The 25895-nt window shown below is 49.9% G+C and carries 27 protein-coding genes; 3 read left to right on the top strand and 24 right to left on the bottom strand.

The window, feature by feature from the left end; translation table 11 throughout:
- Window positions 1–290: 290 nt before the first annotated feature.
- The 14 genes from GPK83_RS07270 to citD all read right to left on the bottom strand — a co-directional run bounded on the left by GPK83_RS07270 (window position 291) and on the right by citD (window position 11788).
- The gene (locus tag GPK83_RS07270; protein WP_021904979.1) at window positions 291–428 is read right to left on the bottom strand and encodes a hypothetical protein; all 138 of its coding nucleotides are present in this window, start codon (window positions 426–428) and stop codon (window positions 291–293) included.
- Window positions 429–690: 262 nt separating this feature from the next.
- Window positions 691–1092, bottom strand: a complete 402-nt coding sequence (locus tag GPK83_RS07265) for a GerW family sporulation protein (protein ID WP_015554583.1) — start codon at window positions 1090–1092, stop codon at window positions 691–693.
- A gap of 11 nt (window positions 1093–1103) precedes the next feature.
- On the bottom strand, window positions 1104–2183 hold the full coding sequence (locus GPK83_RS07260) for a hypothetical protein (protein ID WP_215704406.1): 1080 nt from the start codon (window positions 2181–2183) through the stop codon (window positions 1104–1106).
- On the bottom strand, window positions 2180–2500 hold the full coding sequence (locus GPK83_RS07255) for a hypothetical protein (RefSeq protein WP_215704405.1): 321 nt from the start codon (window positions 2498–2500) through the stop codon (window positions 2180–2182). Before GPK83_RS07255 ends, GPK83_RS07260 begins: the two co-directional genes overlap by 4 nt.
- A gap of 53 nt (window positions 2501–2553) precedes the next feature.
- On the bottom strand, window positions 2554–3291 hold the full coding sequence (locus GPK83_RS07250) for a nicotinamide-nucleotide amidohydrolase family protein (protein WP_215704404.1): 738 nt from the start codon (window positions 3289–3291) through the stop codon (window positions 2554–2556).
- Entirely contained in the window at window positions 3291–3833 is a 543-nt protein-coding gene (gene pgsA, locus GPK83_RS07245) for a CDP-diacylglycerol--glycerol-3-phosphate 3-phosphatidyltransferase (RefSeq protein WP_215704403.1), read from the bottom strand. The genes GPK83_RS07250 and pgsA overlap by 1 nt, the downstream gene beginning before the upstream one ends.
- A complete protein-coding gene (rimO, locus tag GPK83_RS07240; protein WP_021904974.1) occupies window positions 3817–5154 on the bottom strand; it encodes a 30S ribosomal protein S12 methylthiotransferase RimO in 1338 nt (445 codons plus the stop codon). Before rimO ends, pgsA begins: the two co-directional genes overlap by 17 nt.
- 174 nt (window positions 5155–5328) lie before the next feature.
- Window positions 5329–5646: a DNA-directed RNA polymerase subunit omega gene (gene rpoZ, locus GPK83_RS07235; RefSeq protein ID WP_015554588.1), complete on the bottom strand. Its 318-nt coding sequence runs from the start codon at window positions 5644–5646 to the stop codon at window positions 5329–5331.
- A 90-nt stretch (window positions 5647–5736) separates the two neighbouring features.
- Window positions 5737–6363 (bottom strand): guanylate kinase, encoded by a 627-nt coding sequence (gene gmk / locus GPK83_RS07230; protein ID WP_117469648.1) that lies wholly within the window; start codon window positions 6361–6363, stop codon window positions 5737–5739.
- A gap of 16 nt (window positions 6364–6379) precedes the next feature.
- Complete coding sequence (locus GPK83_RS07225; protein ID WP_117553060.1) at window positions 6380–7258, bottom strand: YicC/YloC family endoribonuclease; 879 nt, start codon at window positions 7256–7258, stop codon at window positions 6380–6382.
- Window positions 7259–7488: 230 nt separating this feature from the next.
- Window positions 7489–8889: a citrate:proton symporter gene (locus tag GPK83_RS07220; RefSeq protein WP_215704402.1), complete on the bottom strand. Its 1401-nt coding sequence runs from the start codon at window positions 8887–8889 to the stop codon at window positions 7489–7491.
- A gap of 127 nt (window positions 8890–9016) precedes the next feature.
- A complete protein-coding gene (citF, locus tag GPK83_RS07215) occupies window positions 9017–10588 on the bottom strand; it encodes a citrate lyase subunit alpha (RefSeq protein ID WP_215704401.1) in 1572 nt (523 codons plus the stop codon).
- A gap of 1 nt (window position 10589) precedes the next feature.
- Window positions 10590–11489, bottom strand: coding sequence for an aldolase/citrate lyase family protein (locus GPK83_RS07210; RefSeq protein ID WP_021904969.1), 900 nt, complete (start codon window positions 11487–11489; stop codon window positions 10590–10592).
- Window positions 11489–11788 carry a citrate lyase acyl carrier protein gene (gene citD, locus GPK83_RS07205; RefSeq protein ID WP_015554593.1) on the bottom strand — a complete coding sequence of 100 codons (300 nt, stop codon included), beginning with the start codon at window positions 11786–11788 and terminating at the stop codon, window positions 11489–11491. Before citD ends, GPK83_RS07210 begins: the two co-directional genes overlap by 1 nt.
- Before the next feature lie 351 nt (window positions 11789–12139).
- Between citD and GPK83_RS07200 the strand changes: the two genes are divergently transcribed.
- The 3 genes from GPK83_RS07200 to GPK83_RS07190 all read left to right on the top strand — a co-directional run bounded on the left by GPK83_RS07200 (window position 12140) and on the right by GPK83_RS07190 (window position 15558).
- Complete coding sequence (locus GPK83_RS07200; protein ID WP_215704400.1) at window positions 12140–13054, top strand: LysR family transcriptional regulator; 915 nt, start codon at window positions 12140–12142, stop codon at window positions 13052–13054.
- Window positions 13055–13099: 45 nt separating this feature from the next.
- Window positions 13100–13669: a citrate lyase holo-[acyl-carrier protein] synthase gene (citX, locus tag GPK83_RS07195; RefSeq protein ID WP_215704399.1), complete on the top strand. Its 570-nt coding sequence runs from the start codon at window positions 13100–13102 to the stop codon at window positions 13667–13669.
- 149 nt (window positions 13670–13818) lie between these two features.
- On the top strand, window positions 13819–15558 hold the full coding sequence (locus GPK83_RS07190) for an NFACT RNA binding domain-containing protein (RefSeq protein ID WP_215704398.1): 1740 nt from the start codon (window positions 13819–13821) through the stop codon (window positions 15556–15558).
- A 93-nt stretch (window positions 15559–15651) separates the two neighbouring features.
- Here the strand turns inward: GPK83_RS07190 and GPK83_RS07185 are convergent, their stop codons facing one another.
- From GPK83_RS07185 to GPK83_RS07140, 10 genes are all read right to left on the bottom strand, one after another.
- Complete coding sequence (locus tag GPK83_RS07185) at window positions 15652–16335, bottom strand: precorrin-8X methylmutase (protein WP_252196262.1); 684 nt, start codon at window positions 16333–16335, stop codon at window positions 15652–15654.
- Entirely contained in the window at window positions 16332–17888 is a 1557-nt protein-coding gene (locus tag GPK83_RS07180; protein ID WP_215704397.1) for a cobyric acid synthase, read from the bottom strand. The genes GPK83_RS07185 and GPK83_RS07180 overlap by 4 nt, the downstream gene beginning before the upstream one ends.
- Before the next feature lie 105 nt (window positions 17889–17993).
- Window positions 17994–18980 (bottom strand): adenosylcobinamide-phosphate synthase CbiB, encoded by a 987-nt coding sequence (gene cbiB / locus GPK83_RS07175; RefSeq protein WP_215704396.1) that lies wholly within the window; start codon window positions 18978–18980, stop codon window positions 17994–17996.
- 128 nt (window positions 18981–19108) lie between these two features.
- Window positions 19109–19399 (bottom strand): hypothetical protein, encoded by a 291-nt coding sequence (locus tag GPK83_RS07170; protein ID WP_021904962.1) that lies wholly within the window; start codon window positions 19397–19399, stop codon window positions 19109–19111.
- A 46-nt stretch (window positions 19400–19445) separates the two neighbouring features.
- Window positions 19446–20072, bottom strand: a complete 627-nt coding sequence (locus tag GPK83_RS07165) for a histidine phosphatase family protein (RefSeq protein WP_215704395.1) — start codon at window positions 20070–20072, stop codon at window positions 19446–19448.
- The gene (gene cobS, locus GPK83_RS07160) at window positions 20069–20824 is read right to left on the bottom strand and encodes an adenosylcobinamide-GDP ribazoletransferase (protein WP_215704394.1); all 756 of its coding nucleotides are present in this window, start codon (window positions 20822–20824) and stop codon (window positions 20069–20071) included. Before cobS ends, GPK83_RS07165 begins: the two co-directional genes overlap by 4 nt.
- Complete coding sequence (locus GPK83_RS07155; protein ID WP_215704393.1) at window positions 20821–21987, bottom strand: nicotinate-nucleotide--dimethylbenzimidazole phosphoribosyltransferase; 1167 nt, start codon at window positions 21985–21987, stop codon at window positions 20821–20823. The genes cobS and GPK83_RS07155 overlap by 4 nt, the downstream gene beginning before the upstream one ends.
- 239 nt (window positions 21988–22226) lie before the next feature.
- Complete coding sequence (locus tag GPK83_RS07150; protein ID WP_252196261.1) at window positions 22227–23846, bottom strand: cobyrinate a,c-diamide synthase; 1620 nt, start codon at window positions 23844–23846, stop codon at window positions 22227–22229.
- 324 nt (window positions 23847–24170) lie between these two features.
- Complete coding sequence (locus GPK83_RS07145; protein WP_215704392.1) at window positions 24171–24443, bottom strand: hypothetical protein; 273 nt, start codon at window positions 24441–24443, stop codon at window positions 24171–24173.
- Window positions 24444–24467: 24 nt separating this feature from the next.
- Window positions 24468–25634 (bottom strand): alpha/beta fold hydrolase, encoded by a 1167-nt coding sequence (locus GPK83_RS07140; protein ID WP_252196260.1) that lies wholly within the window; start codon window positions 25632–25634, stop codon window positions 24468–24470.
- Between the last annotated feature and the right edge of the window lie 261 nt (window positions 25635–25895).

Below are 25895 nucleotides of genomic sequence, written 5' to 3'. Positions count from 1 at the left end.
AGTTACACGCAAAAATCCATTCCAGATCAGCTTCGCTGATGGGATTTTTGCCCTCCAGCCTATGTTTTCTTACGGTCAGCGCAGCAAGTGCGCAGACCTACTGAACAGTTACTCCGTGTTTACATTATATCAAAAACATTCCTATATATCAAACGTCTGCTCTGCGTCTTGATAAAAAATTTTGGCACACCTGCTCATCACGAAAGCAACAAGAATGCGGTGTGCCGTTTTTCGACTCCTTTGCCCGAAAAATCAGAATTGCAGATCCGGCATCACTCATCTGTCCTGTTTTACCCGCAAAACAGATTATATCCCACGATCATAAGCGCTGCCGCCGTAATCACAAGAAAAAAGGTTGTCGGCAATATCAAGGCCCAGGTCATGCCGAAACCCACGCAGAATAGCATGAGACCGCATAATCGCTTCATATCCATTCTCCCAAAAAGGAATGTCTATGACAGATTATGCGGTCTCATAGATAATGATTCGTAACCATTCTGTATCTTTACCATCGTCAGAAATTTCACTATTCCCTTTTCTTTACCAGACAGCGTTTCTTATACTTTGTAATCGTGATAGCTGATAGTTATTCTGAGCAGCGTACTCATCTCACGCGTCAGAAGTTCACTGTCATCATCCCATACCGCTTGAAACAGTGCCTTTCGGTCTGCGCCCTTTGCTTTATCGTATTTATTTCTCTTTCTCCATCTCAGCTGCCATCTTCTCCGCTTTTGCCGCCGCGTCCGGAGTAATATCATTGCCGCCGGTGAAGCGGTTTACGATATCCGGGACCATGTCGAGGACTTTGGTGACTGCATCCTGATGTTTGATATTGACGAGCTTTGTCATGCCGTTCTGGATCACGAGGATGGCGCTGGGGCTCATCTTCGCGCTCATACCGCCGCCGCCATTTGTCTTTGCGGACTGTGCAAAGGAACCGGCTGCCATGCCGCAGGTCACATCCACAAGCGGGATGATCGTCGTGTTCTCATCCACCTTCACAGGCTCGCCCACAACGGTTTTTGATGTAATGAAATGATCCATCCCCTTAAACAGTGCGTCCACGGTAGATGGAAACTGATTTTCTGCCATACCGATTCCTCCTAAATGTTCTTTGTATTGCGCTCTCTTTTCCTGAAAAATTTGAGAAGGCGCCTGAAATCCTTACTGATAAATAGTCTTGCCGCTGTCCAAAGCGGACACCATAATGCGATCCGGCCTTTAAAATGGAGTTCTCCGTCGAGGGCCGTTCCGGTGAAATCCGGTTCCAGGGTCAGTGTTCTGGCGTACATGCCGTAGAATGGGCTGACTGCCGCGAGGACCTGACCGGTATCATATGGATCGTCAAATCCGAAATGGATCCGGCCCCGAAGTTTTCTAGGCAGTATATAGCGGACAAGCTTTTTTGTGCGCTTCCAGACAAGACGGAACGCTTTCTGGTTCTGCTCGTCATGCCAGAACATCGAAATGCTGTTCCACGTCTTTTCCAAGGAGATTTTCTTTTTTGATATTCCATCAACCAGCTTCTGGAACTTTCCAGGCAGCCCCCGAAGTTTGTCAAAGAATGTGCAAAGTTTTTTAATAATCCCAGACAGCTTTTCTTTTATTTTTACGCTGAAACGGATCTTATCCGTGTTTTCATCACTCAAAAAGTCTTCCGTTTCATTTTTCTGCGGCTCATCAAATTTCGAGGAAAGCTCCGTCGCATGTACAGTAAGCTCCTCATCATCTTTGGAATCTGTCCGAACCGTTGGTACATTCGCTTCAGCAGTCCGTTCTGGTTCCGGCTTAGCCACCACGACAGGTTCCGGCACATCGTCCTGGTTCACTGTTTCAGTGAAAACCGGCTTCTGGGCAGTCACCTCAGTTTTTGCGCTTTCCGGCTCAAAATCCAATCCTTCCGTCTCCTCATCCTCCGGCGGCCACAATCTCACATCAAACAGCTTAAACCATAACACCCGCCCGGATATATCCGCGTGTTCGTGATAACTCACCCGGATCCGCACGAGATGTAGAAGCCAGCTCACCGCCGCCTCCCCGTCCGGTTTTCCTTCGATGGAGACATCCGCCCGGTACCGCACCGGAACGAACAGGATCAGCAATACCGCAGCGAGGATCAGTCCAAGGATCACTAACAGGATGACTCCGATGACCTTTAAGATCATCAGCAAGATATGGATCACTCGCAGCACCCCTTTCCGAAAAGAAAGGAGTTCACATCATACCCGCCGGTCTTTTTGTAGGCCTCACAGATGATCCGCCCCGCAAGCGCCGCCGCATCCTCAAAATCCGCAGCGATCCCTACGATCAGAAGATCCTGCTTTTCATAGTAAGGAAGCTTTAATGTCAGCGCCGGATAGATATCTAAAAGGTTCCGCTCCCCAGCCGCCGGAGTCAGGACATAAAAGCCCATTGGTCTTCCATTTCGGACCGCTTGGATCGTTTCGTATCTGTGCTTTTTCGCTTGTTCCCCGACATACAGTTTTTCATACCAGCGCATGATTCACCTGCTCATCCCTTAATATTTATGGCCAGGTCCCGCCTGGACCCGGTCTACTGTCTGGATCTGATGATCATTCTTCTCAAAAGGTCCAGCGCCGTGACCGCGGCATGTTCCCGGATCTCCTGTCTTGTACCGTTGAAGTGGCATTCCTCCACAATCACTTCGTCCCTCATGCAGCAGGAAACGTATACGAGTCCCACCGGCTTCTCCTCTGTTCCACCGTCCGGACCAGCAAGCCCCGTTACAGCAACACAGGCATCCGCATCAGCCGCGAGAACACCGCCGAGTGCCATCTCCCTTGCAGTCTGCTCACTGACTGCCCCGTATTTTTTTAAAGTTGCCTTGCTGACATCGAGGATCTTTCTCTTTGATTTGTTCGAATATGTGATATAACCTTGATCAAATACGTCAGACGCACCTGGCACGTTGATGATCTTTGCAGCCACCATGCCGCCGGTGCAGGACTCCGCCGTTGTCACTGTGAGTCCGTACTTTGTGAGGAGGCGCACAACGGTCTCTTCCATCGTCTCATTCTCTTTCGTGGAATAATACATGTCGCCCAGTGCCTTTTTGATCTCCTTGGCAACCGGTTTTAACGCCGCCTTGGCGGACTCCTCATCCTCTGCCTGTGTCTCCGCGAGAACATGGACATCTTTTCCGCGGCGTCTCGTGTAGATCACGACAGCGCCGCCGCACTTTAAGAGGTCCTGAAGCTTTTCCTTTACTTCCGTCTCGCTTTTTCCGTAAATTTTAAATATCTGGGCATAACCCTGTTCTGTTCGAATCATCACATTTTTCCTTCCGTAAGAACGCCGACGTTCTTCACAATGTAGTCAACAAGTGAAATTACTGTCAATGCAAGAGCGATCCAGACAATGATCGTCGTCAAAGTTGACAACGCCGGAATATTAAAGATCAGAAGAACCACTCCGATCATCTGGAATGTGGTCTTAAATTTTCCCCAGTAGCTCGCTGCAATGACAACACCGTTGTCGGATGCCACCAGACGGAAGCCGCTGATAATGAACTCACGGCTGATAATGATGATGACCATCCAGGCCGGAAGCTCACGAAGCTCGATCATACAGATCAGTGCGGAGCAGACAAGCAGTTTATCCGCCAACGGATCCATAAATTTTCCAAAATTTGTTACCAGATTATACTTTCTCGCAATCTTTCCATCCAGCATATCGGTCAGGCTCGCAATGATAAAGAGCGCCGCCGCCACATAACGCATGTTCTGGTTTGCGCCGCCGTCATAAAGAAGCGCGGCTACGAAAAACGGGATCATGATCACTCGTAATATTGTCAGTTTATTCGGTAAATTCATCCTCTGCCTCCCCTATCAGATCGTATTCGGACGCGCCTGTGACGCGTACCTTAAGGAAATCTCCGGACATCAGGGAAAGTCCGGTGTTTACAAAGATAAGCCCGTCTACATTCGGACTGTCCATATAGGTACGTCCAACGTAGGCATTTTCATCAGCAACCTTGCCCTCGATCATCACTTCCAGAGTACGTCCCTTCATCGCCTCGGACTTCTCAAAAGCAATTTCCTGCTGGAGTTCCATGATCTCATCGCGGCGTTCCTGCTTTACCTCCTCCGGAACCTGATTTTCAAAGCTGAATGCCGGGGTATCTTCCTCCGGGGAATATGCGAATACGCCGAGACGGTCAAATTCCATATCATCGACAAACTGCATCAGGATCTCGTGGTCTTCCTCCGTCTCACCCGGAAATCCGGAGATCAGAGTGGTGCGGAGCGCGATGTCCGGAATCTCTTTTCTGAGTTTCGCAATCAGCCCGCGGATCTCTTTATTGTTGGTTCTTCTTCCCATCCGTTTTAACACGGCATCGCTTGCGTGCTGGATCGGGATGTCCAGATAGTTACAGACTTTTTCTTCAGTTTTGATCGTCTCGATCAGCTCATCGGTGATCTCCTCCGGGTAGCAGTACTGGAGGCGGATCCACTGGATACCGGACACGGCTGCCAGACGTCTTAAAAGCTCCGGAAGTTTCTTCTCACCGTAAAGGTCTTTTCCGTAAAGGGTGGTCTCCTGCGCAACAAGGATCAGCTCTTTCACACCTTTCTCCGCGAGTTCTTCCGCCTCTCTTACAAGCTGTTCCATCGGAACACTGCGGTATTTTCCGCGGAGATACGGGATAATACAGTAGGTACAGCGTTTGTCACAGCCCTCCGCGATCTTTAAGAACGCATAGTGCCCACCTGTTGTGATAAGGCGCTCCGTAGCCGTGCTCACCGGTGCATCGATGCTTTCAAAGATTTCCGGCGTCTCACCGTCCATCACCTCCCTGATCGCTGCTCCTACAGCCTCATAGGATGTCGTTCCGAGTATCGCGTCTACCTCCGGGATCTCATCGATGATCTCCTGCTTGTAGCGCTGCGCGAGACAGCCTGTGACGATCAGTGCCTTTAAACGACCGTTTTTCTTTAATTCCGCCATCTGAAGGATCGTGTTGATGCTCTCCTCTTTTGCATCTCCGATAAAGCAGCAGGTGTTTACAACAACAATATCTGCCTCATTCTCGTCATCGACAAAGGAATATCCCTCTTTTCCGAGAATTCCCAGCATTTTTTCCGTATCCACAAGGTTTTTATCACAGCCCAGTGATATGAAAAGTAAATTCATTCTGTTCGTATTTCCTTTCTGTGCGTAACTGCCGCCAGAACAGACCGGCTCATAAACTCCGGCCTGCCAGCGAAAAAAAGAGGAAACTTAAGCCTGATTCAGCCGTTTTCCTCCTTTTCTTTCATATTTCCGGCCATGGCCGGACTGAAAGCCGGACCACAACCGGGAACCTGTTTATTCCTCAGCGTACTCTTCTTCTTTTTTGATCTCTTCCGGAGTTCTATCTTTTACTTCGAAATCTGTCTCGATCTCCGGCTCCTCATCCTCTGTGAGGATCTTTACCTTCTGCTCATAAAGCTCCTGAACAGCGGTGGAGAGCGGTTTCTTTCCTGCTGCACCTGCAACTAACGGCTCGTCACCTGCGATGAGCTGTCTCGCACGCTTGGATGCTGCGATAACGATGGAATAACGGCTCTGAACTACCGGCTGCTCGCCCGGCTCAACGTCGCTGTTTACGGCTTCAATTAAGTCTGTATAAGACGGATGTAACATAAAATATGCCCCTTTCAGATCATGAAATTAAAAAGTTCTTAAATATCTGAAGTATCCGGTTTTACACATGGTATTTTTCGGATACATTCTTTATTTTGTCATATCGTGCAGCTCCTGCTTCATTCTCGCCACGAGGTCTGTGTTCGCAGACTCTTTAAAGTGGCTGGAACGGATCAGGCTGTGAAGGTCTTCCACACAGGTGTCCACATCATCGTTGACAACGATATAGTCGTAGGAATCCATTCCATCGGACTCCTCCGCGGCACGGCGGAGACGTTTCTCGATTACTTCTGCACTTTCCGTTCCGCGTCCGATCAGACGTTTTTTTAAGTCTTTTGCGGTCGGAGGAACGATAAATACGAGAAGGGCGTCCGGGAACTTCTTCTTGATATTCAACGCTCCCTGAATCTCGATCTCAAGGATCACGTCTTTTCCCGCAGCCATCTTATCTTCCACATATTTTCTGGGTGTTCCATAATAATGGTCCACATAGCGCGCGTGCTCGATCAGCTCATCGTTTCTGATCATATCCTCAAACTGGGATTCTGTGAGGAAGAAATACTCTCTTCCGTTTTCCTCACCCGGTCTCGGGCTTCTTGTTGTGGCCGATACGGAAAGCGCGTAGTTATCATATTTTTCTAAAAGCGCCTTCATCACGGTTCCTTTTCCGGCTCCTGAGAACCCAGAAACTACAACAAGGACTCCTTTTGTCTGCATTACAAATGCCCCCTGATCATTCAATATTCTGGATCTGCTCTCTTACCTTTTCGACCTCAGTCTTTAAGAGGATCGCGCGGTCAGAGATCTCAAGATCCGTAGATTTCGAGAGGATCGTATTTGCCTCCCGGTTCATCTCCTGGGCGATAAAATCGAGCTTTCTTCCGACACTGCCGCCGGCCAAAAGTTCCTTCTTCATTCCCTCGATGTGGCTTCTCAAACGGACGGTCTCCTCATCCACACAGATCTTATCGGCAAAAATCGTAACCTCCGTCGCGATCCTGGAATCGTCCACAGAGGCGGAAGCGAGAAGTTCTTTCACCTTGTCCTCTAACTTCTGGCGGTACTCCGCGATCACCTTTGGGGAACGTTCCTCGATAAAATCAACTAATTCCAGCATATAGTCAAGCTTTCCGATCAGGTCGTTCTTTAAATTCTCTCCCTCACGGATCCTGGACTCCACAAAGCCCTCGCAGGCCTTAAGTAAAGCGTCCTTTAAGAGCTCCCACATATGCTCTTCGTCCTCCGGAACCTCCTCCATCGTGAGGACCTCCGGACACCTTGCCAGCATAGACACTTTTACGTCGTTGTCGATGCCGAAATCATCGGACATCTTTTTAAAGCTGTCCATATATTCCTGTGCAAGGGATCTGTTATATTTGAGGAATACCTTCGCATCGGTATAATCCTCGTAGGTTACAAATATATCTACTTTTCCCCTCTGGATATGATCCTTTAAGAGGGTACGCATGGATGCCTCGAAGTAATTGAATTTCTTCGGCATCTTAATTCCCAGATCCAGATACCGGTGGTTTACCGCCTTTATCTCTACTGAAATCTTACACTCGTCCGTCACCATCTCGTGGCGGCCGAATCCGGTCATGCTCTTAATCATCAGACATGCCTCGCTTTCCCATAGATAACTTTTATTATACGGCAAATAAAAAATACAGTCAACCAGATTCTGTAAATCAAAAGATTTATGAACGGGAACCTTATGAACAGGAAAACACCCCGGAGATCCGATCGAAGCTCCGGGGTGTTTGAAAAGAGGGTAGTTTGCAGCCGTCTGTGGGGTAAGAAGAGCGGCCGCTCAATTCTATCTGAATTCAAGAAAAATGTCGTTTATAACGGAAGGATTCCGATCAGTACTGCAAACAGCATGCAAAGGATCGAGAAGATCCATACATAACCGAAGGTGGACTTGATGTGATCCTTGATGTCCACATCGGCAAGTCCGATACCAAGCAGAGTTGCCGGTACCATCGGGCTGATGAAGGTTGCGCAGTTACGGCAAACAACCATTGCAACGGCGATCGGGAATGCCTCAACTCCGAAGGAAGCACCGATTGCGATCATGACCGGAAGCATTCCATAGAAATAGGAATCGGTATCAAAGCAAAGTGCAAGCGGAACGGAAAGGATACCGATCACAAGCGGTAAGTGCTGTCCAAGTGCTGCTGGGAGGATCATGGAAATGATGCTGGCCATGTTGGATACAACAGAGGTCTTCATCATCTCTACGCCCGGCTTTGCGATCGCAGCGGCACCACTTGCGTTAAAGCCGTATACAAGGATACCCATAAGGACTGCAGCACCCATCAGAGTGGAGCACATCATGAGTGCCGGACCTGCATGACGGTTGATCATCTTCTTCTGAAGCTTGATCGGTGTATAGTTTACAAGAAGAGCTGCCGCCACACCGAGCATGAACGGGAAATAGCTTGGGAACTGATCCCATACAAGCATAGCGATAACTGCGATGGTCAGGCAGATATTGAAAGCGAAAAGTTTCGGTCTTGCGTACTCATTCTCGTCCTTCTGATGCTGTACTTCTTCTGCAGCGTCCTCAGAAGCTGCTTCCATTGCAAGCTTTCCGTTCAGACCTGCGCCTCTCTTTTTCTCCTGAATACCTGCAAACACCGCATGTGCCAGGCAGAGAATGATTCCAAAGATCTGGATCGGGATCAGACCGCCCCAGAGCTGTCCTGCTTCCATACCGAGTACGGATGCTGCACGCATGGTCGGACCGGCCCATGGCATCAGGTTTAATACACCCATTGCAAGAACGGCTACGCGAAGGAGTGTTGTCGGTCTCATGTGCATCTTTTTGTAGACCGGAAGCATGGACGGGACAACGATCAGGAATGTGGATGCTCCGCCGCCGTCAAGATGACCGATCAGGGCAATAACCGCTGTCATGACTGTCACACCGATCACATTGTCACCGACGAACTTCATAAGCTTGTCGATAATTACATCAAACATACCGGCATCTGTCATGATTCCGAAGAACAGGACAGAGAACACAAACAGTGCTGCGGTCGGGCCTGTGCTTTTAAATCCGCCTTTGATCAGATCTCCGATCTCTCCGATGGTATAATATCCACCAAGGACAAGAATGAGACCAAGGATCGACGGGAAAATGATAAATGCCATACTTGGCATGGTCTTGCTCTTAAAAAGGGTTATAACGATCGCAACGATACAGACAAACCCTAAAATACCTACTGTTAATTCTGACATATGTGTGATCCCCTATACTTTATTATTTGTCCGGCCGGAATTTGAAGCTTCCGGCCGATGTTCCACAGGCTGCAAAGTGTTCCCCCACGCTTTCCAGTCAGAGCAAGCTGACAGATCGCTCTCTGAGTCACTCTACATCAGTTGTAAACTCATAATCCTTAATCTTTCTGACTACATCAATGATGGTGCCGTCACGGGCCTCGATGACACCGACAATGCGGTCATCAAACTGTACCGGATCCGGTGTTCCGACCATGGCATATGCCTTATCACGAAGCTCCTCGATCGTACAGAACGGAAGATCAACATCCTTCATGCACTCGATGAGATCCTGTCTTCTCGGGTTGATGGCAATTCCGTAGTCTGTGATAACAACGTCAACGGACTCACCAGGGGTCGTTACCGTTATAACATTTGTACAGATTGCCGGGATTCTTCCCTGAAGCAGCGGAGCAATGACGATCGTGCACTTCGCTCCCGCTGCCGTATCCGGATGTCCGCCCTGGGCACCTGTGATCATGCCATCGGAACCGACAACGACGTTACAGTTAAAGTTTACATCAACCTCAAGAGACGCAAGGATCACGAAATCCAGCTTATTGACATAAGCGCCCTTGTTGAACGGGTTCGCGTACTCGGACGCAGAGATCTCGAAGTGGTTCGGATTTGTCTTGATGGACTCGATGGCACCCTGATCGAAATCCTGGGTATCAACGAGCTTGTTTACGAGGCCTTTCGCCAACAGCTCACACATCGGAGTTGTGATTCCGCCGAGGCCAAGTCCCATATGGATGCCTCTCTCTTCCATGATCTTTCCGAGGGAGATCGTGGAGGCGATGGAAGCTCCGCCGACACCTGTCTGGTAGGAGAAACCTTCCTTAAAATATGGGGTGTTGACAACAAACTTTGTGCAGTAATCCGCCATCATGATCTTTCTGACATCCGTCGTCGGTTTTGCAGCACCTGTCGCGATCTTTGCCGGATTTCCGATCTCATCTACGATACAAACGTAATCCACATCTACCATGGAGATGCTTGCCGGAATGTTCGGGAACGGAACGAGACAGTCTGTCACGGCAACAACCTTATCTGCATACTGGGCATCGACCATCGCGTAGGATAATACGCCGCAGTCGCTCTTTCCGCCGTTTGCGCGCATGTTTCCATACTCATCACATGTCGGAGCACCGATGAAGGCGATATCGATATGGACTTCGCCGGACTCGATGGCGCGGACACGTCCGCCGTGGGAGCGCATGATCGCAAGGTTTTTTAACCGTCCTGTGGAGATCGCCTCACCGATCTTTCCGCGGACACCGGAGGACTGGATTCCTGTGATGGTGCCATCCTCGATGTACGGAACGATCGGATCGTGAGCTTTTCCTAAGGAGCTTGCACAGATCGTGATGTCCTTGATGCCCATCTTATGAACCTCTTCCATGACCATGTTTACCACATAGTCACCCTCGCGGAAATGATGATGGAAGGAAAGGACCATGCCGTCCTTAATGCCGCATTTTACGAGGGCATCATGGATGTTCTCGACAAGCTTGCTTCTTGTCGGATCGTTTAATGTACGGACGGTCGGAGCCGCCTTTGTATATTCGTAATTATCATAGGCATAGACGCCCTTGAACGGCTCCTTGCCTGTTGCTTTTAAGACCTCTTCGGGAATTTCTCTTCCAACTGCATTGATCATCTTATAAATCCCCCTTATAAACGCCTGCTGCTTTCGCCATGGCGAGTGTTCTCTTTGCTCCGTCGTAGAATGCGATGTCGATCATCTTTCCGTCAACGGTGAAGACTCCGATTCCCTTTGCCTTCTTGTCATCAATCTCGCGGACAACCTTCTCCGCGAAGATGATCTCTTTTTCCGACGGTGTGAAGACCTTATGGACGATGGCGATCTGTCTCGGGTTTACGAGAGACTTTCCGTCGAAGCCCATCATCTTGATCATTCTTGTCTCATTCTCGAAGCCTTCCATGTCGTCAAGGTTTGTGAACACTGTATCCCAGCACTGGACACCTGCCGCTCTCGCCGCCATGATCATGTGCTGTCTCGCTCCCATGAGTTCCACTCCGGTTCCTGTGATCGTTGTCTGGAGATCCTTTGTGTAATCTCCGCCAGATAAAGCGATTCCGATAAGTCTGTCAGAAGACTGACATACCTCCAAGGCATTTAAAACACCTTTGCAGGACTCTAAGGCTGCCATTAAGAGCGTGCTTCCCTCCGGGCGTCCAAACTCTTTCTCTGCCGCAAGGACATGTTCCTCAACAGTCTTAACATCCTGTGCTGTCTCGGTCTTTGCGATACGGATCGTATCAGCACCTCCGGCAACACAGACACGGATATCCTCTTTCCAGTGCGGGGTATCAAGACCATTGATTCTTACGACTCTCTCAACACCGCGGTAATCGATCTCCTGAAGTGCATGATATAAGGAATATCTCGCTGCGTCCTTCTGGTTCTCGGCAACTGCGTCCTCAAGGTCCAACATGATGGAGTCCGGTTTATAGATGTACGGATCCTTGATGAGACCCGGTTTCTGGCAGTTTAAAAACATCATGGATCTTCTTAAGCGTTTTTTATTCGGATGCATTATTTGATGACACCTCCCCACGGAAGATTTTCGGTGATGCCGTTGGAACGGTAGACCGCACACTCAACTCTCGCCTTTAAGGTACAGTCGAGAGCTCCCTTATCGAAGATCGTGACCTTCGCGTTGTCAACACCGAGACGGTCCAGCGTCTCTAATGTGACTTTTCTGATCTGTCTGCCGTACTGATGGATCACGCTGCTCTCGATGGTGAGCTCGATCGTTCCATCGCCCGGTTCAACAGTGACCTGGGCATCGCTGGATTCCAGTGTGCCGGCCATGGCTGTCTTCTTGATTTCCATTTAATCCCCTCCTGTGATCATTCACGGTCGGCAGCCATTTTTCAGGCGGCCGCATGGTCCGCTGTTGTCATTCCTATGTATATCCCGCTGCCGGACCTTCCGTTTTTCTTTTTATGCAGGATGCACAAAATCATTTTCGTTTCCTGCCTTAGTTCTATAACTTTCAATGGCTTTACTATATCACTTGTATTTTTTTTAATCCAATACATATCCGTCTATGGGGAATATAGGAGAATTCTTATGGGGAGATACGTGTCTTTTTCCGTGCGTTGAATTTTTAAGGAAGATATGTTAAAATATAGGGACGCAAACGATCCCGTATCGTTCCGGTTCTGGAAAGGAGTGCCCCACATGAATGAAAAACACATGCAGTACGTTCTGACCGTCTTAAAGGAAGGCAGCTTTACGAGCGCGGCAAAGAAACTCTATGTCTCCCAGCCCTCTTTGAGCCAGATCATAAAGACGGCGGAAAGCAATCTCGGTGCTCCGATCTTTAACCGTTCCACGGAGCCCATCACACTGACTCCCGCGGGACAGCTCTATGTGGAAGCCGCGAGACAGGTGACGACGATCTCCACAAACCTGAAGAAGCAGGTGGAAGAACTCAGTAATGAGGAATTCGGAAAGATCCGTCTTGGTATCTCCGTCCAGCGCGGCATGGAGCTTTTACCGGAATTATATCCGCGTTTTAAAAAACGATTCCCCCATGTGGAGATCGAGCTTCACGAGCAGGGGTCTGCGACGATGGAAAAAAGTGTTCTGGAGGGGGAGGTCGGAATCGCACTCCTGACCACGTTTCCGAAGCATGCGGATCTATATTATGATCTGATCCAGGAGGAAGAGCTCGTTCTCATCGTGAACAGAGACTGCGCACTCGCAAAACGGATCCGGCCCGGAACGCCTATCGATATTTTAGAGGCAAAGGATGAGACCTTTGTCTCCAGCCGCCCCGGACACTCCGTCCGGTCGATTCAGGACGCTCTCTTTATCACAAGAGATATGAAGCCGAAGATCGATCTTGAGACGATCAGCATTGAAATTGGAAAACATGTAGTAGCGTCGAGTCCCGTTGTTATGGCGTGTCCGGACGCCTATGTGGATACCTCTAACTCAGCGGAATCCCCTTACTTTTCCTATCCGATCCTCGGTGTAGAGAACCCGCGGCACTTTTATGCCTGCTACCGGAAGGACATGTATCTGACAAAATATATGAAGGGATTTCTTGAGATCCTGCATGCGCTCCGCAATCCGGCAAAAAACACTTAACGGATCCTGCACGGAGTCTCCGTATTTTCAGAATTTGAGGTTTTTATGGAACATTTTTTATTGAGTGATACAGAAAAAGAAGAATTAAAACAGTTTATCGGTGCGGATGCCGAACTGCCGGATATGCTGAATGCCAGAGAGCGGCGTGTCTGGGTACAGGAGAAACTTCTCGCGGAATATTCTGGAGTTCTCGTCTCCTTCACCCTGAATATTCCGGGTCCTGTGAAGGTCCTGCCCTATGTGCCGGAGACCTTTGAGCTTGCGTTGAAGGAGATCCTTCAGGCGTTATCCGATTCCGGTATCCCGGTCTTAAAGCGCAGTCTGATCCTGGATCGGACAGGTCCGGAGGCCTTCTTATGCGTGGACGCGGATGCCCTTGATGTAAAGCGTCTGCTGGTACCGTTGGAGGACGTGTCAAAGCTTGGACGTCTTTACGATATCGACATCATCGGACGGGATGGGAAAAAGATCTCCCGAAGTGATATCGGAAAACCGGGACGGACCTGTCTGCTCTGCGGACGCCCTGCGAGGGAGTGTTCCAGAAGCCGGACACATTCCGTGGCGGAACTGACATCCGCGATCGAGAAGATTTTTAAGGAAAACTTTGCCGGATAATGTTCCACCGGAAATCGGTTAAGGCCTTATCTCCTTCCTTGTCCGGCATTCCATATCTTGTACAAAATCTATATAGAGACAGCAGATTCCACAGTCACGGTTTTTGACATTTCAGACGGAGCTGTTGTCAGAAAGGAACCACCACAACAATGGCATTTGACGGAATTGTGATCGCGAATCTGGTCCGCGATCTGAACGATAAGATCGTCTCCGGCAGGGTCTCAAAGATCGCCCAGCCGGAAAAGGACGAATTACTTTTTACGATAAAAGGAAACCGGGAGAACGTGCGGCTGCTCGTCTCAGCCAACGCCAGTCTCCCGCTTCTCTATTTTACGGCAAACAATAAACCGAGCCCGATGACGGCCCCGAACTTCTGTATGCTTTTAAGAAAGCATATCGCAAATGGCAGGATCATCTCTGTCACCCAGCCAGGGCTGGAGCGGATCGTCCGGATCGAGGTGGAGCATCTGGATGAGATGGGCGACCTCAGAAGAAAGTTCATCGTGATCGAGCTCATGGGAAAACACAGCAATATCATCTTCTGCGATGAGAATAACGTGATCTTAGACAGCATCAAACATATCTCGGCTCAGGTAAGCTCTGTCCGGGAAGTCCTCCCGGGAAGAGATTATTTTATTCCCCACTCCGGTGAGAAGAAGAATCCGCTTACGATCACGGAAACGGAATTTAAAGAGCTTCTGCACAGCACACCGCAGAATCTTTCCAAAGCGCTCTACATGGATCTTACCGGCTTAAGTCCCGTGGTTGCCGCTGAGATCTGCCATCTGGCATCCTTAGACGGTGATATCTCCGCAAAAGAATTTTCCGACGCGGAACTCACCCACCTCTTCCACGCGTTCAACTGGATCATGGACGATATCCGCGAGGGCAATTTCACCCCGAATATTATCTACGATGGAGAAAAACCCATCGAATTTGCCGCTGTCCCGCTGACGATGATGGAAGGCGGAAATTACAGGACTGTGAAGTTTGATTCCATCAGTGAGCTCCTCGAGCGGTACTACGCGGAAAAGAATACGGTATCACGGATCCACCAGAAGTCCACGGATCTTAGAAAGATCATCTCCAATGCACTGGAGCGCAGTGTGAGAAAGCTGGATCTTCAGACAAAGCAGCTCAAGGATACTGAAAAACGGGAAAAATACCGGATCTACGGAGAACTTTTGAATACCTACGGATATGGTCTCTCCGGCGGTGAAAAAAGTTTCAAATGTTTAAATTATTACGACAATGCGGAAATTACGATCCCTCTGGATCCGACGATGACGGCACAGGAGAACGCGAAGCGGTATTTCGATAAGTACAATAAACAGAAACGGACCTACGAGGCCGTCACGGAACAGCTCGCGCAGACAAAGGCGGAGATCGACCATCTGGAATCCATCAGTACCTCCATGGATATCGCAAGGCTGGAGGAGGATCTGGTACAGATCAAGGAAGAGCTTACGGAATACGGCTATATCAAACGCCATTATACCGGAGGAAAAAAGGTAAAGATCACAAGCCGCCCGTTCCACTACCTTTCCAGCGACGGATTCCATATCTATGTCGGAAAAAACAACTACCAGAATGAAGAACTCGACTTCAAGTTTGCCAACGGCGGCGACTGGTGGTTTCACGCAAAGGGGATCCCGGGTTCCCACGTGATCGTAAAGACCGAGGGAAAGGAGCTGCCGGACCGCGTCTTTGAGGAAGCCGGAGCGCTGGCTGCCTATTACTCCAAGGGACGGGGGAACGAGAAGGTGGAGGTCGATTATATCCAGAGAAAGAATCTGAAAAAAGTTCCCGGCGCTGCTCCCGGTTTCGTTGTGTATCACACGAACTACTCCCTGATGGCTGTACCGGGGATCACGGTGCAGGAAGTATAATTTTATCGTACAAATAGAAAATGCCCCAGAGCAGCACCGAATGTGCAAAGCTCTGAGGCATTTTTCTATATCTGTATTCCATCGTATATTCTTTTATCTTCCACCAGCTTCATATAATAACGCATTGCAGATCGCCGCCGCGATATTACTGCCGCCTTTCCGTCCTCTTGCGACGATGGCCGGAACATCTGTCCTTAAGATCAACTCTTTTGCTTCCACCACATTTACAAATCCCACCGGGACTCCGATAATGAGCGCCGGGCGGATCTTTTTCTCTTCGATCAGCTCATAAAGGCGCATCAGGGCTGTCGGTGCGTTGCCCACCGCGTAGATGCATTCCGGATAACATTCTGCAGCTTTTTCGACACTGACCGCCGATCTCGTCATGCCGCTCTCCTTCGCTTTTACCTTCACATCCTCATCTCCGATAAAACAGTGCACCTCGATCCCAAATTTTCCTGCCGCCGTTTTATTGATCCCGGATGCAGCCATCGTGGTGTCCGTGATGATCGGAAGTCCGAGTCGGATTGCTTCCTTTGCCTTTTCGACAGCTCCGTCGGTGATCGTCAGAGTGTCCCTGTAGGAAAAATCCGCCGTCGTGTGGATCACCCTGCAGAGAACCGGGAGCGCCTCCGCCGGATAGGAGGAAACGAACTCGTCCCCCAGCTCTCCCTTTATGATCTCAAAGCTCTTCTTTTCGATCTCCATCGGGCGGGTCGTCAGAAAATCGATGCCCGTCCGCTTTTTTAATTCTTCTGTCCAGCCGAGTCCGCTCATCCTCTCACATCCTTTCGCTCTAAGATCCGGTAGATCATATCCATATCGAGATTTTCCCGGATGATTTTTGCCATTTTATCGTACTGTTCCTCTTTGTATTTCGCCATGGAAAAGGTCGCTCCGCTCTCATATTCTTCCGGACGGACACCTTTCTGTTTTGCAAGGAAGTTACGAACCGCCATCTGCATCTCCTCCGTATCGAAAACGCCATGGACGTAGGTTCCGAATATATTTTTGTATACACAGCCGTCCTCTTTTGTATCGGCTGTGTGTCCGCCAGTTCCATCACTGCAACAGATTTCCGAGAAATTCCTTCCACCATCCCGGATCGTCTCACCCATATGGATCTCGTAGCCGGAGATTTTAACCGGTTCGCCGTCCTCCGAAAATCTCGCCGTGCCGGTTACTCTCGTTCTCGTTTTCTTCTCCGCGAAGATCGTCCGGATCGGTAAGAGCTCCATTCCCCGCATGGTCCCGCCCTCCTCGACCCCATGAGGATCGTCGAGACTCGTTCCGAGCATCTGGAATCCACCACACACACCGATAACAGGAGTTCCCTTTCCTGCCATCCGTGTGATCACTGCCTCCAGCCCGTTCTGGCGGAGCCATTTGAGATCCCCCATCGTATTCTTTGTTCCGGGTATGATAATGAGATCGGATCCTGTCAGTTCTTCGGGCCGGCTCACATAGGAAAGAGCGATTCCCGGAAGGCGCTCAAGGGAATTGAAGTCCGTGAAGTTTGAGATCCGCGGAAGTCTTACCACCGTGACCTTTGCAAACGCCTCATGTCCGGATCGGTCGAGCAGCGGCCCTGAACCGTGTTTTCCGGTCAGGCGCTCCGAGAGACTGTCCTCATCGTCCACATCCACATCCATATATGGGATCACACCCGCGAACGGGATCCGGATCCGCTCATAGAGCATGGCAAGACCCGGTTTTAAGATCTCCTTATCGCCGCGGAATTTGTTGATCACAAAGGCCCGGATCCGTCTTCTCTCCTCCTCTGTCAAAAGTGCCGCGGTTCCGTAAAGCTGGGCGAAGACCCCGCCCCGGTCGATATCTCCCGCAAGAAGGACCGGGGCGTCGAGCATCTCTGCCAGTCCCATGTTCACGATATCATTTCCCCGGAGATTGATCTCAGCCGGACTTCCGGCACCCTCCACGACGATCACGTCGTACCGGGATGCAAGGGAATTGTAGGCATCCATGATGTCCGGGATCAGACTCTTTTTCATCTTAAAATATTCCGCCGCCGGATAATTTCCACGAACCTCTCCGTTTACGATGAGCTGGGAACCCATGTTGGAGGTGGGCTTTAAGAGGATCGGATTCATCGCCGCCTCCGGTTCGATTCCCGCCGCCTCCGCCTGCATGACCTGAGCACGGCCCATCTCAAGACCGTCCTTTGTGATGTAGGAATTTAATGCCATATTCTGGGATTTGAACGGGGCGGTCTTGAGCCCGTCCTGTTTAAAGATCCGGCAGAGCCCCGCCGCGAGAAAGCTTTTCCCAGCATTCGACATCGTTCCCTGGATCATGATTACTTTTGCCAATTTGATTCCTCCGTTGTGCTGCAGCCGTTTTAACACAATTTATAATCGTATATACTCTGCATTACGACTGCTGCCATATCCTGTTTTTATGCCTCTAAACCATCTTTACAATAAATTGAGAACCGTTTCCACCGCCGCACAGAGTCCCATAAGGATCCATGATGTCCGGTAAAGAAGCTTATTCGCCCGCGGAATATCCTCGATCTCTACCGGCCGCAGATCATCCCCAATGTATTTCTTCTTCACAAGTTTTCCGAAATACCAGGCATCTCCCGCAAGGCGGATCCTGAGTGATCCGGCGCAGACTGATTCCGTCTGGGCGGAATTTGGGCTCGCGTGGTTGAAACGGTCCCTTAAAAAGATCTCCTTCGCATGGGAACCGTCAAATTCATGATCTTTTGATGGCAGATAGGAGGCGAAAATCATGACCCAGGCGCAGAGTCTCGCCGGTATGAAGTTCAGGAGATCGTCAAGCTTTGCCGCCGCCCTTCCAAGATAAAGATACTTGTCGTTCTTGTATCCCACCATGGAATCCATGGTGTTAACTGCCTTATATACCCAGCCGAGGACCGGGCCGCCGAGAGTCATATAAAAAAGCGGGGCTGCGACACCGTCCGAAGTATTTTCCGCTACAGTTTCCACCGCCGCTTTCGTGACTCCCGTCATGTCGAGACGTTCCGTATCACGGCCCACGATCATGGAGACTGCGTACCGGGCTGCCGGTAGATCATCTTTTTTCAATTCCCGGTAGACCTTCATGCTCTCATCTTTTAAGGATCTCACCGCAAATAGCTGATAGCAGAGGATCACCGAGACCAGAAATTTAAGCCCTGGGGAGATCCGCCCGCAGGCATAAAGAATGCCGCCGGATACGACCGCCGTCGTTCCCGTCACAAAAAGGACAAGGACGACGCCGCCCGCAAGCAGCGCCCGTTCCCCGTCTCCGAAGATCTTCCGTATTCCTTTTTCCAGAAAACTGATATATGTCCCGATCAGCCGCACTGGGTGATACAGCCAGTGCGGATCGCCGAGGACCTGATCCAGCAGAAAACCAAGTACGATCACCGCCAGAAGTTCCATTCTGTCTATCATGTAAATTCTTCCTTATCTGCCGTAATTTTCCTGTTTTCAGATGCACAAACGAAACCATGTTTCCATACGCATGTGAGCCTGTCGTCCTTTTCCCCGCAGACAAAAAATTCAGGAATCCTTTACGGACTCTATTTCAAATATTTTCCGTTATTCTTATATGCCATAATGATAATAACCACCGTCAGCACAAGAAATGCCGCCAGCCATAAAACTGCCGGAAATACGCTGCATCGGTACATGACAAAGAATGCCAGATCCAGCCCCCAGAGCATCTTTGTGACGCCCTCTGTGTGGCACCATTTTGCCCGCTCTTCGTCCTCCACAAGGATCTTTGAGCTGATCGGCGTGTAGATGCCGCTTACAACCAGTGCTCCGTAGATCAGAAATCCGATGCTGCATACAGATAATAAAAGTATCATGTTTTTGTTCTCCCTTCATCTTTTCCTTTACACATTTCGTTATCGATCATTTAGCTTTCATGATCCGCGCGTTGCGGATCTGTCCATCTGACGCATCCATTTTTCCCAAAACGCCTTCCCCGTTCCCAATCTGCCAGTCATAGTAACTTTTCTTTTCCTCCGAAAACGCCTCCATGACTGCCATGATCGTTCCTCCATGAACGACAAAAACGAGCGTCCGGTCAGCCCCCGGTTCAGCCTGAGAAGAAATTTCCTTCCATACTTCCTGAAATGCCTCCACTGTCCGGGCTTTAAACGCGTCCGTGGTCTCCCCGCCGGGAAATCCCTCTCTCCCCAGCGTGTCGATAAAATGCTGATACTCCGTATCCCCGGAAAGTTCCAGATAATTCTTATACTCAAAGGTTCCAAAATCACACTCGGAGAGTCCGGCTTTCTGGATTCTCGGAACATGTTCATATAGCTTCTCCGGGAACAGAATTTCTGCTGTCTCAAGACACCGCTTCATCGGGCTTGTGATGATCGCTGCCACGTTTCCTGCAAGCTCCCGAAGCTTCAGTGCTTCTTCCTGCAGAAAGAACACTGCCTGCTCCGTCAGTCCCTCATCAGTCCGGCCCACATACCGTTTTTCCAGATTCCCGGCCGTTGCCCCATGCCGGATCATGAAAAGTTTCATCCGATCACCGCCTTCCCGATCACGGCCGCAAGGAGGATCCCAAGCTCACAGATCTGCAGGAAAAATCCCGCCAGATCTCCCGTGACCCCACCGAACTCCTTCACTGCCATATGCCGGTAGTAGAAAAAGATCAGGATCGATGCTGATAGAATGATTCCCCCAATCCTGCCACCCAGAAAAAGTTCCAGAACTGCTGCCGCAAGGAACAGGATGACCATCCAGACCGCCACCGTCTTCTTTTTCGCGTCCTTCATAAAATCTGCCAGCATCCCATGTTTTCTCGCCTCCGGGAATGTCACCGTGGAGAGTCCGCTTAAGGATCTTGAAATCACAAAACCGATCGCGACAAGCACCGCCGTCTCCCGGTCAAGCTCCATACATGCCGCCGCATAAAGGATCAGATACAGCGCGCCGAAGATCACAGCGAACGCCCCCGTGTGGGTATCCTTTAAGATCGCGAGTTTCTTCTCCCTGTCTCCGTAGGACGCCCTTGCATCACACGTGTCCATAAATCCATCCATGTGGATTCCGCCTGTGATGAAGATCGGAACTGCGAGAAGGATTCCCGCTGCCAGAAAGCTTCCCGGAAGAAGCCATGAGAGCAGCAGGAACATCCCGTAAAATACTGCCCCGATCACCATGCCGATGGCCGGGAAGAAACACATGGCATATTTCATGTCCTCCTCTTTCCACTCAAACATCGGCATCGGTATTCTGGAATACATGGAAAAAGCGATAATTGCCGCCCTCATGGCCGCTCTCCTTTCTCCTGATAGTCCACGTACTGTTCCACAGAGATATCAGAAAATGTGCTCATCTCCTCGTACACTTTCGCCCCCATCCTGAGAAGCGGGATCATGGCAACCGCCCCGCTTCCCTCGCCGAGATGCATTCCCATGTGAAGAGGTGCCGGAAGATCCAGCATCTGAAGGATCGCCGCCCCGGCAGGTTCTGTGGAGATATGGGACGCGAGCATATAGTCCTTCGCCTCTTTCCTGATGAGAACCGCCAGAAGGCCAGAGACGGTGGAGAGGAATCCATCCGTCAAAACCGGGATCTTTGCCGCCGCTCCTCCGAGGAATAGCCCCGTCATTCCAGCGAGATCAAAACCGCCAAGCTCTGCAAGCACCGTCACAGCGGACAGCTCTCCGCTCTCATACTGTTCCTTTGTTCCATTCCGGTACTCCGGATATTTCCCGTAAAAACGGGAAACAGCCATCTCCACTGCCTTTTTTTTCTTCTCAAGTCCCGCGTCAGAGAGTCCGGCGCCCCGGCCGGTCGCCTCTTCAGGTGGGAGCCCCGTGAGCACTGCGCTCATGGCGGCAGCAGGAGTCGTATTTCCGATTCCCATCTCCCCGGCGGCAAGAATTTCGTATCCCATCTCTTTCAACCGGAATGCGAGATCTATGCCGGAAAGAAGTGCCTGAAGACACCCGGTTCTGCTCATCGCCGGTTCCCTCGCGATATTTCCGGATCCTCTTGCCACTTTCCGGTCCAGGATCCGGTGCATGTCAGGCTCTTTCTGCCCGGTCGGCTCACAGTCCATTCCCATATCCACCGGATAGAGGTCAGTTCCAGAGATCCGGCACATCTTGGAGGTGGATGTCTCGCCTTTCGTGAAGTTTTCCGCAACGATCCTCGTCACATCTTTACTTGTCTGGGAAACACCTTCCGCAACGACACCATGATCCGCGCACATGACTGCCAGTGCGGACCGGTCCAGTTTCATTCCCGATGCGTTCCAGCGGATCCCCGCGATCTTTATAATATCCTCCTCCAGAATTCCGAGACTTCCGATGGGTTTTGCCACAGAATTCCATCGCTTTTTCGCAAGCTCCATGGCAGTTCGGTCTGCCGGTTCAATCTTATTCAGATATGCTTTCCAGGTCTTTTCTACTGAAGTTTTTTCTGTCATATTTATTTTCATTCTGCTGTCATATTTCATTTCACTATTCATCTTTTTGATTATGTCATATCAGTAAGAATCTTTTTCTACTGCAATTTTTGTCAATGCAAAAAATTTGCTAAAATTCAAATTTATCGAACCTTCAAAGTGCTATACTTTTCTGGATTTGTAACTATTCAGTACCTTCATAGTTACGTGCAAAAATCCATTCCAGATCAGCTTCGCTGATGGGATTTTTGCCTTCCAGCCTATGTTTTCTTACGGTCAGCGCAGCAAGTGCGCAGACCTACTGAACAGTTACCTGGATTTTTCTTTTTCCACGTTTCTGCACATTTAATAAAGTTCTCAGCAATTTTCACATTACTGTAAAAATACAAGTGCGGGAAGCCTGCATAAAAGCTCTCCGTCGTATATCCGCAGTCCCAGCCCCGTGTTCCCACCGGCTTTTTTGCTGCGAAATCCGTCCCATTCTCCTCCGAATCCCAGTGGTGGAACTCATGGGCGCGGAATTCAGTTCCCGCAGGTCCTAACAGTCCCTCTTTCTTTGAGGTAACAGTAATATACCCAAATCTCCCAAGCTTCCCCGTGTCACGGCTGCTGCCCGGCAGCACACCTGCCATTGGCCATTCCACGCCGTCTGGATCCACGATCGAATTCTTCAGGTACAGATATCCGCCGCACTCCGCGATACACGGCACCTCTTCCATCACCGCCTGACGGATCGCATTCCGCATACTGATATTTTCTGAAAGTGCTTTCGCGTGAAGCTCCGGATAACCGCCGCCAAGATAGACTGCGCAGGTTCCCTCCGGAAGGTTTCTGTCGTGGATCGGGGAAAAATACTGTATCTCTGCTCCGAGTTTCTTAAGGAGATCCAGATTATCCTCGTAATAAAAGCAGAAAGCTTCATCTTTGGCGACTGCAACTATTGTTTTCTTAACACTTCGTTCAGATAACGTACTTTTCACCTCATGGGTGTTTCCAGAATCGTATATTTTCTTGGCATCTGCAATGTTTTCAATATGTTGTACGGCACTATTATTCAAGACTTTCCCGCAATCCACATTACAAAACTGCCTTACAGCTTCTGGCAATTTCACTTCTATCTCTGCCGCTCTCCCAGCCTCCTCAATAATCCCATCCAGATTGATTCCCACTCGAACCTTTTCTTTGATCAGATCCAGCCGCTCCCGGATCCCCAAAATCTCCTCTGGCATCACAAGCCCCAGATGGCGGGACTCCAGCGTCATATCCTTTAATTCCGGCACATACCCGAATACCCGGATTCCAAGCTCCCGCTCTGCCCGCTCCTTTAATCCCGGATACAGCATCGGTGACAGCCGGTTAAAGACTACCCCTGTCACATGGCTCTTCTCCTTGTAATCAAGAAATCCTTTTATCGACGCTAAAGCAGAAAGACTCCGCCCCTTCATATCCACCAGAAGGATCACCGGCGTATCCGTAAGGTCCGCCACCTCCCAGGCACTGGAGCGCTCCGAGACACCGCCAAGTCCATCGTAAAAGCCCATGACGCCCTCCAGTACAGCGATTCGGCTTTCCGGGAATTTCTCCATTTCGAGGACTTCCCTGTCGAGCAGATATCTCAGCGTATCCCCGTCCGCAAAAAAGCTGTCCAGATTTCTCGACGGGATCTCCAGCACCGTCCGATGAAACATCGGATCGATATAATCCGGCCCGCACTTAAACGCGCGAACCTCCTGAATTTTCTCTTTCAAAAGAGAAAGAAGCGCACAGGTAAATAACGTCTTCCCCCCGCCGCTCTTTTCTGCCGCGATCATGATCCGGGGAAAGTGGACGGAAACTGCCTGAGAATCCTGATCCATACACTTCATTTTCTTCTCATCCATACCTCTTTCTCCCTCTCATGACCGCAAAATTTCATATTCAGCAATTACCGTATATTCTATCACACTATTTAAACTGCCTCAATAATAAAATATAGCAGTGCTTTTTCAAAAGTATCCTTGACATAAATTGTTCATGGTTAGCTTTTTTAACCAAACGATCAGAAAATCCGAAGCAGTGTTTCGAATTTTCAAAACCATCGGACATGTTTTCCTAAAAAACACCCGCCAACTCATGCAATGATCTCTGCACAACAAATTGGCGGATGTCTATCCAAACACCTATTCTTCTATCTCAGTCTGTTCACATCAGCATCTTTATGCCGCTTATAGGCATTTCCATCCAATGCATGGATTGCCGATATCGCATGGCTTTAGTTCCGGCCGTTCCCTGCGCAGCAGATCCTGCCTTGCAAGGTCGATGCAGTGACAATATTCTTTCGGATAATCCTGCACGGGGACGATTTGAAACAATTCCGCCCTCGTGATCTTCTGCAGGATCATTGCCGCCATCTCCGTATTGCCGACCCGCAGCGTCCGAATATCTCCGTTAACAAGATTTTCTCCGCGCCTGGAATAATAAACAATTAATGCTTTCATACTTTTCCATGATCACTGCAATGACTATTTTACATTTTCCCTGATCCAGTTCTCCACATGATCCGCGATTACATCGTTATTGAGATCCTGAAACATAAAATGATCGTTTCCGGTGATTCCTTCCTTCGGGAGATCCACAACGGTGCAGTTTCCGCCCTGAGCGTTGTAAGCTTCCTCGAAATCATAGCATGCCTGGCGCATCGCCTGCCACATTCCGGTTGCCTGGATCGCCGGATCACCGTTGTCGATATAGTCACCGAAATACATGGTTACCGGGATCTTTTTCTCCAAAACAGTTTTGAAATCATCGGAATCCGCTCCCGGAGCTCCACCCGGCTCAATGGCGATGATCGCTGCAATGTGGTCTGTGTACTCTGCAACTGTCCAGCCCGGACCGCCGCCCTGGGAGTGTGTTACAAGGATGGAATCTTTTCCTGTGCGGGCATATACCTCCTCGATCGTCGCTGCTACAGCCTTTGCAACTGTCTCGTTATCAAAATCAGCTCCCATGTCGGAGGTCATTCCCGTATCCGGTGTCATCTGACGGAAGAACTGATCTACAGAAGCATCATCGTTCGGGAACTGGGTACCTTCATTTGCAACGGATTTTCCGTTCTCCCAGCGTCCGATACGGAACTGGGTATACCATCGCTGATCCAGAGTCTTTGTGCTGATATCTCCGCTGACAGAGGTAGCTCCGGCTTCTCCACGCCGCGGCTCATCGATCAGGAATACTCCATGTCCTTTTCTGAGGAACATATCCGACCATCCCTCTCGTCCGTCCGGTGTGGTCATCCAGCCCATTCGGGACTGTCCGTAACCGTGTAAGAACACCATCGGAAGTTCTGTCTCATTCTCCGGGATCTGATAGAGTACATTTGCGTGGTCCACATGGGCCGTCTGTCCGGCTCCGCTCTCTTCCCACTGGTCTTCCGGGTCAAAGGTACCGTTGGAAGTGATCGTCGTGCCGCCAGCAGAAAATATTCCCTGCTCTTTGATGACCAAAGCTCCGTCATCTGCTGCGGCCGTCTCATCTGTGCTCTCTGCTGTTTCGCTTGTCGCCGCCTGTTCTGTCTGGGCTGCCGCCTGTGTTGTGGCAGAATCAGCTCCCGCGCTGATTCCGCAGCCGGAAATGATCATTGTACCTGCAGCCACGAGTGCCGCAAGCTGCATCCATTTTTTTCTTCTCATAAATCTTCTCCTTTTTGTTTTTCAGTAAGGACTCCGTCTGAATGGCCGGCAAATGACTAGTTACTGTTCTCGGAATGTTGGAAAAACGTCCATCCCCTTCTCACAACTCTGCCGGTGGACTGGGATTACACTCTGCCATACGGACTGATCTACTCAAAGATTCCGTCAAAAGAGCTACTGCAGTTTCTGATGGCAGTCGGCCAGATGGAGCGATAAAATATCCAGCAAACATACATACCCGCTGGATATTTGCTGTGTTGT

The organism is Clostridium sp. MCC328 (genome assembly GCF_018785465.1).
GTDB classification, from domain to species: domain Bacteria; phylum Bacillota; class Clostridia; order Lachnospirales; family Lachnospiraceae; genus Pilosibacter; species Pilosibacter fragilis.
This window is presented reverse-complemented; position numbering and strand designations above follow the sequence as displayed.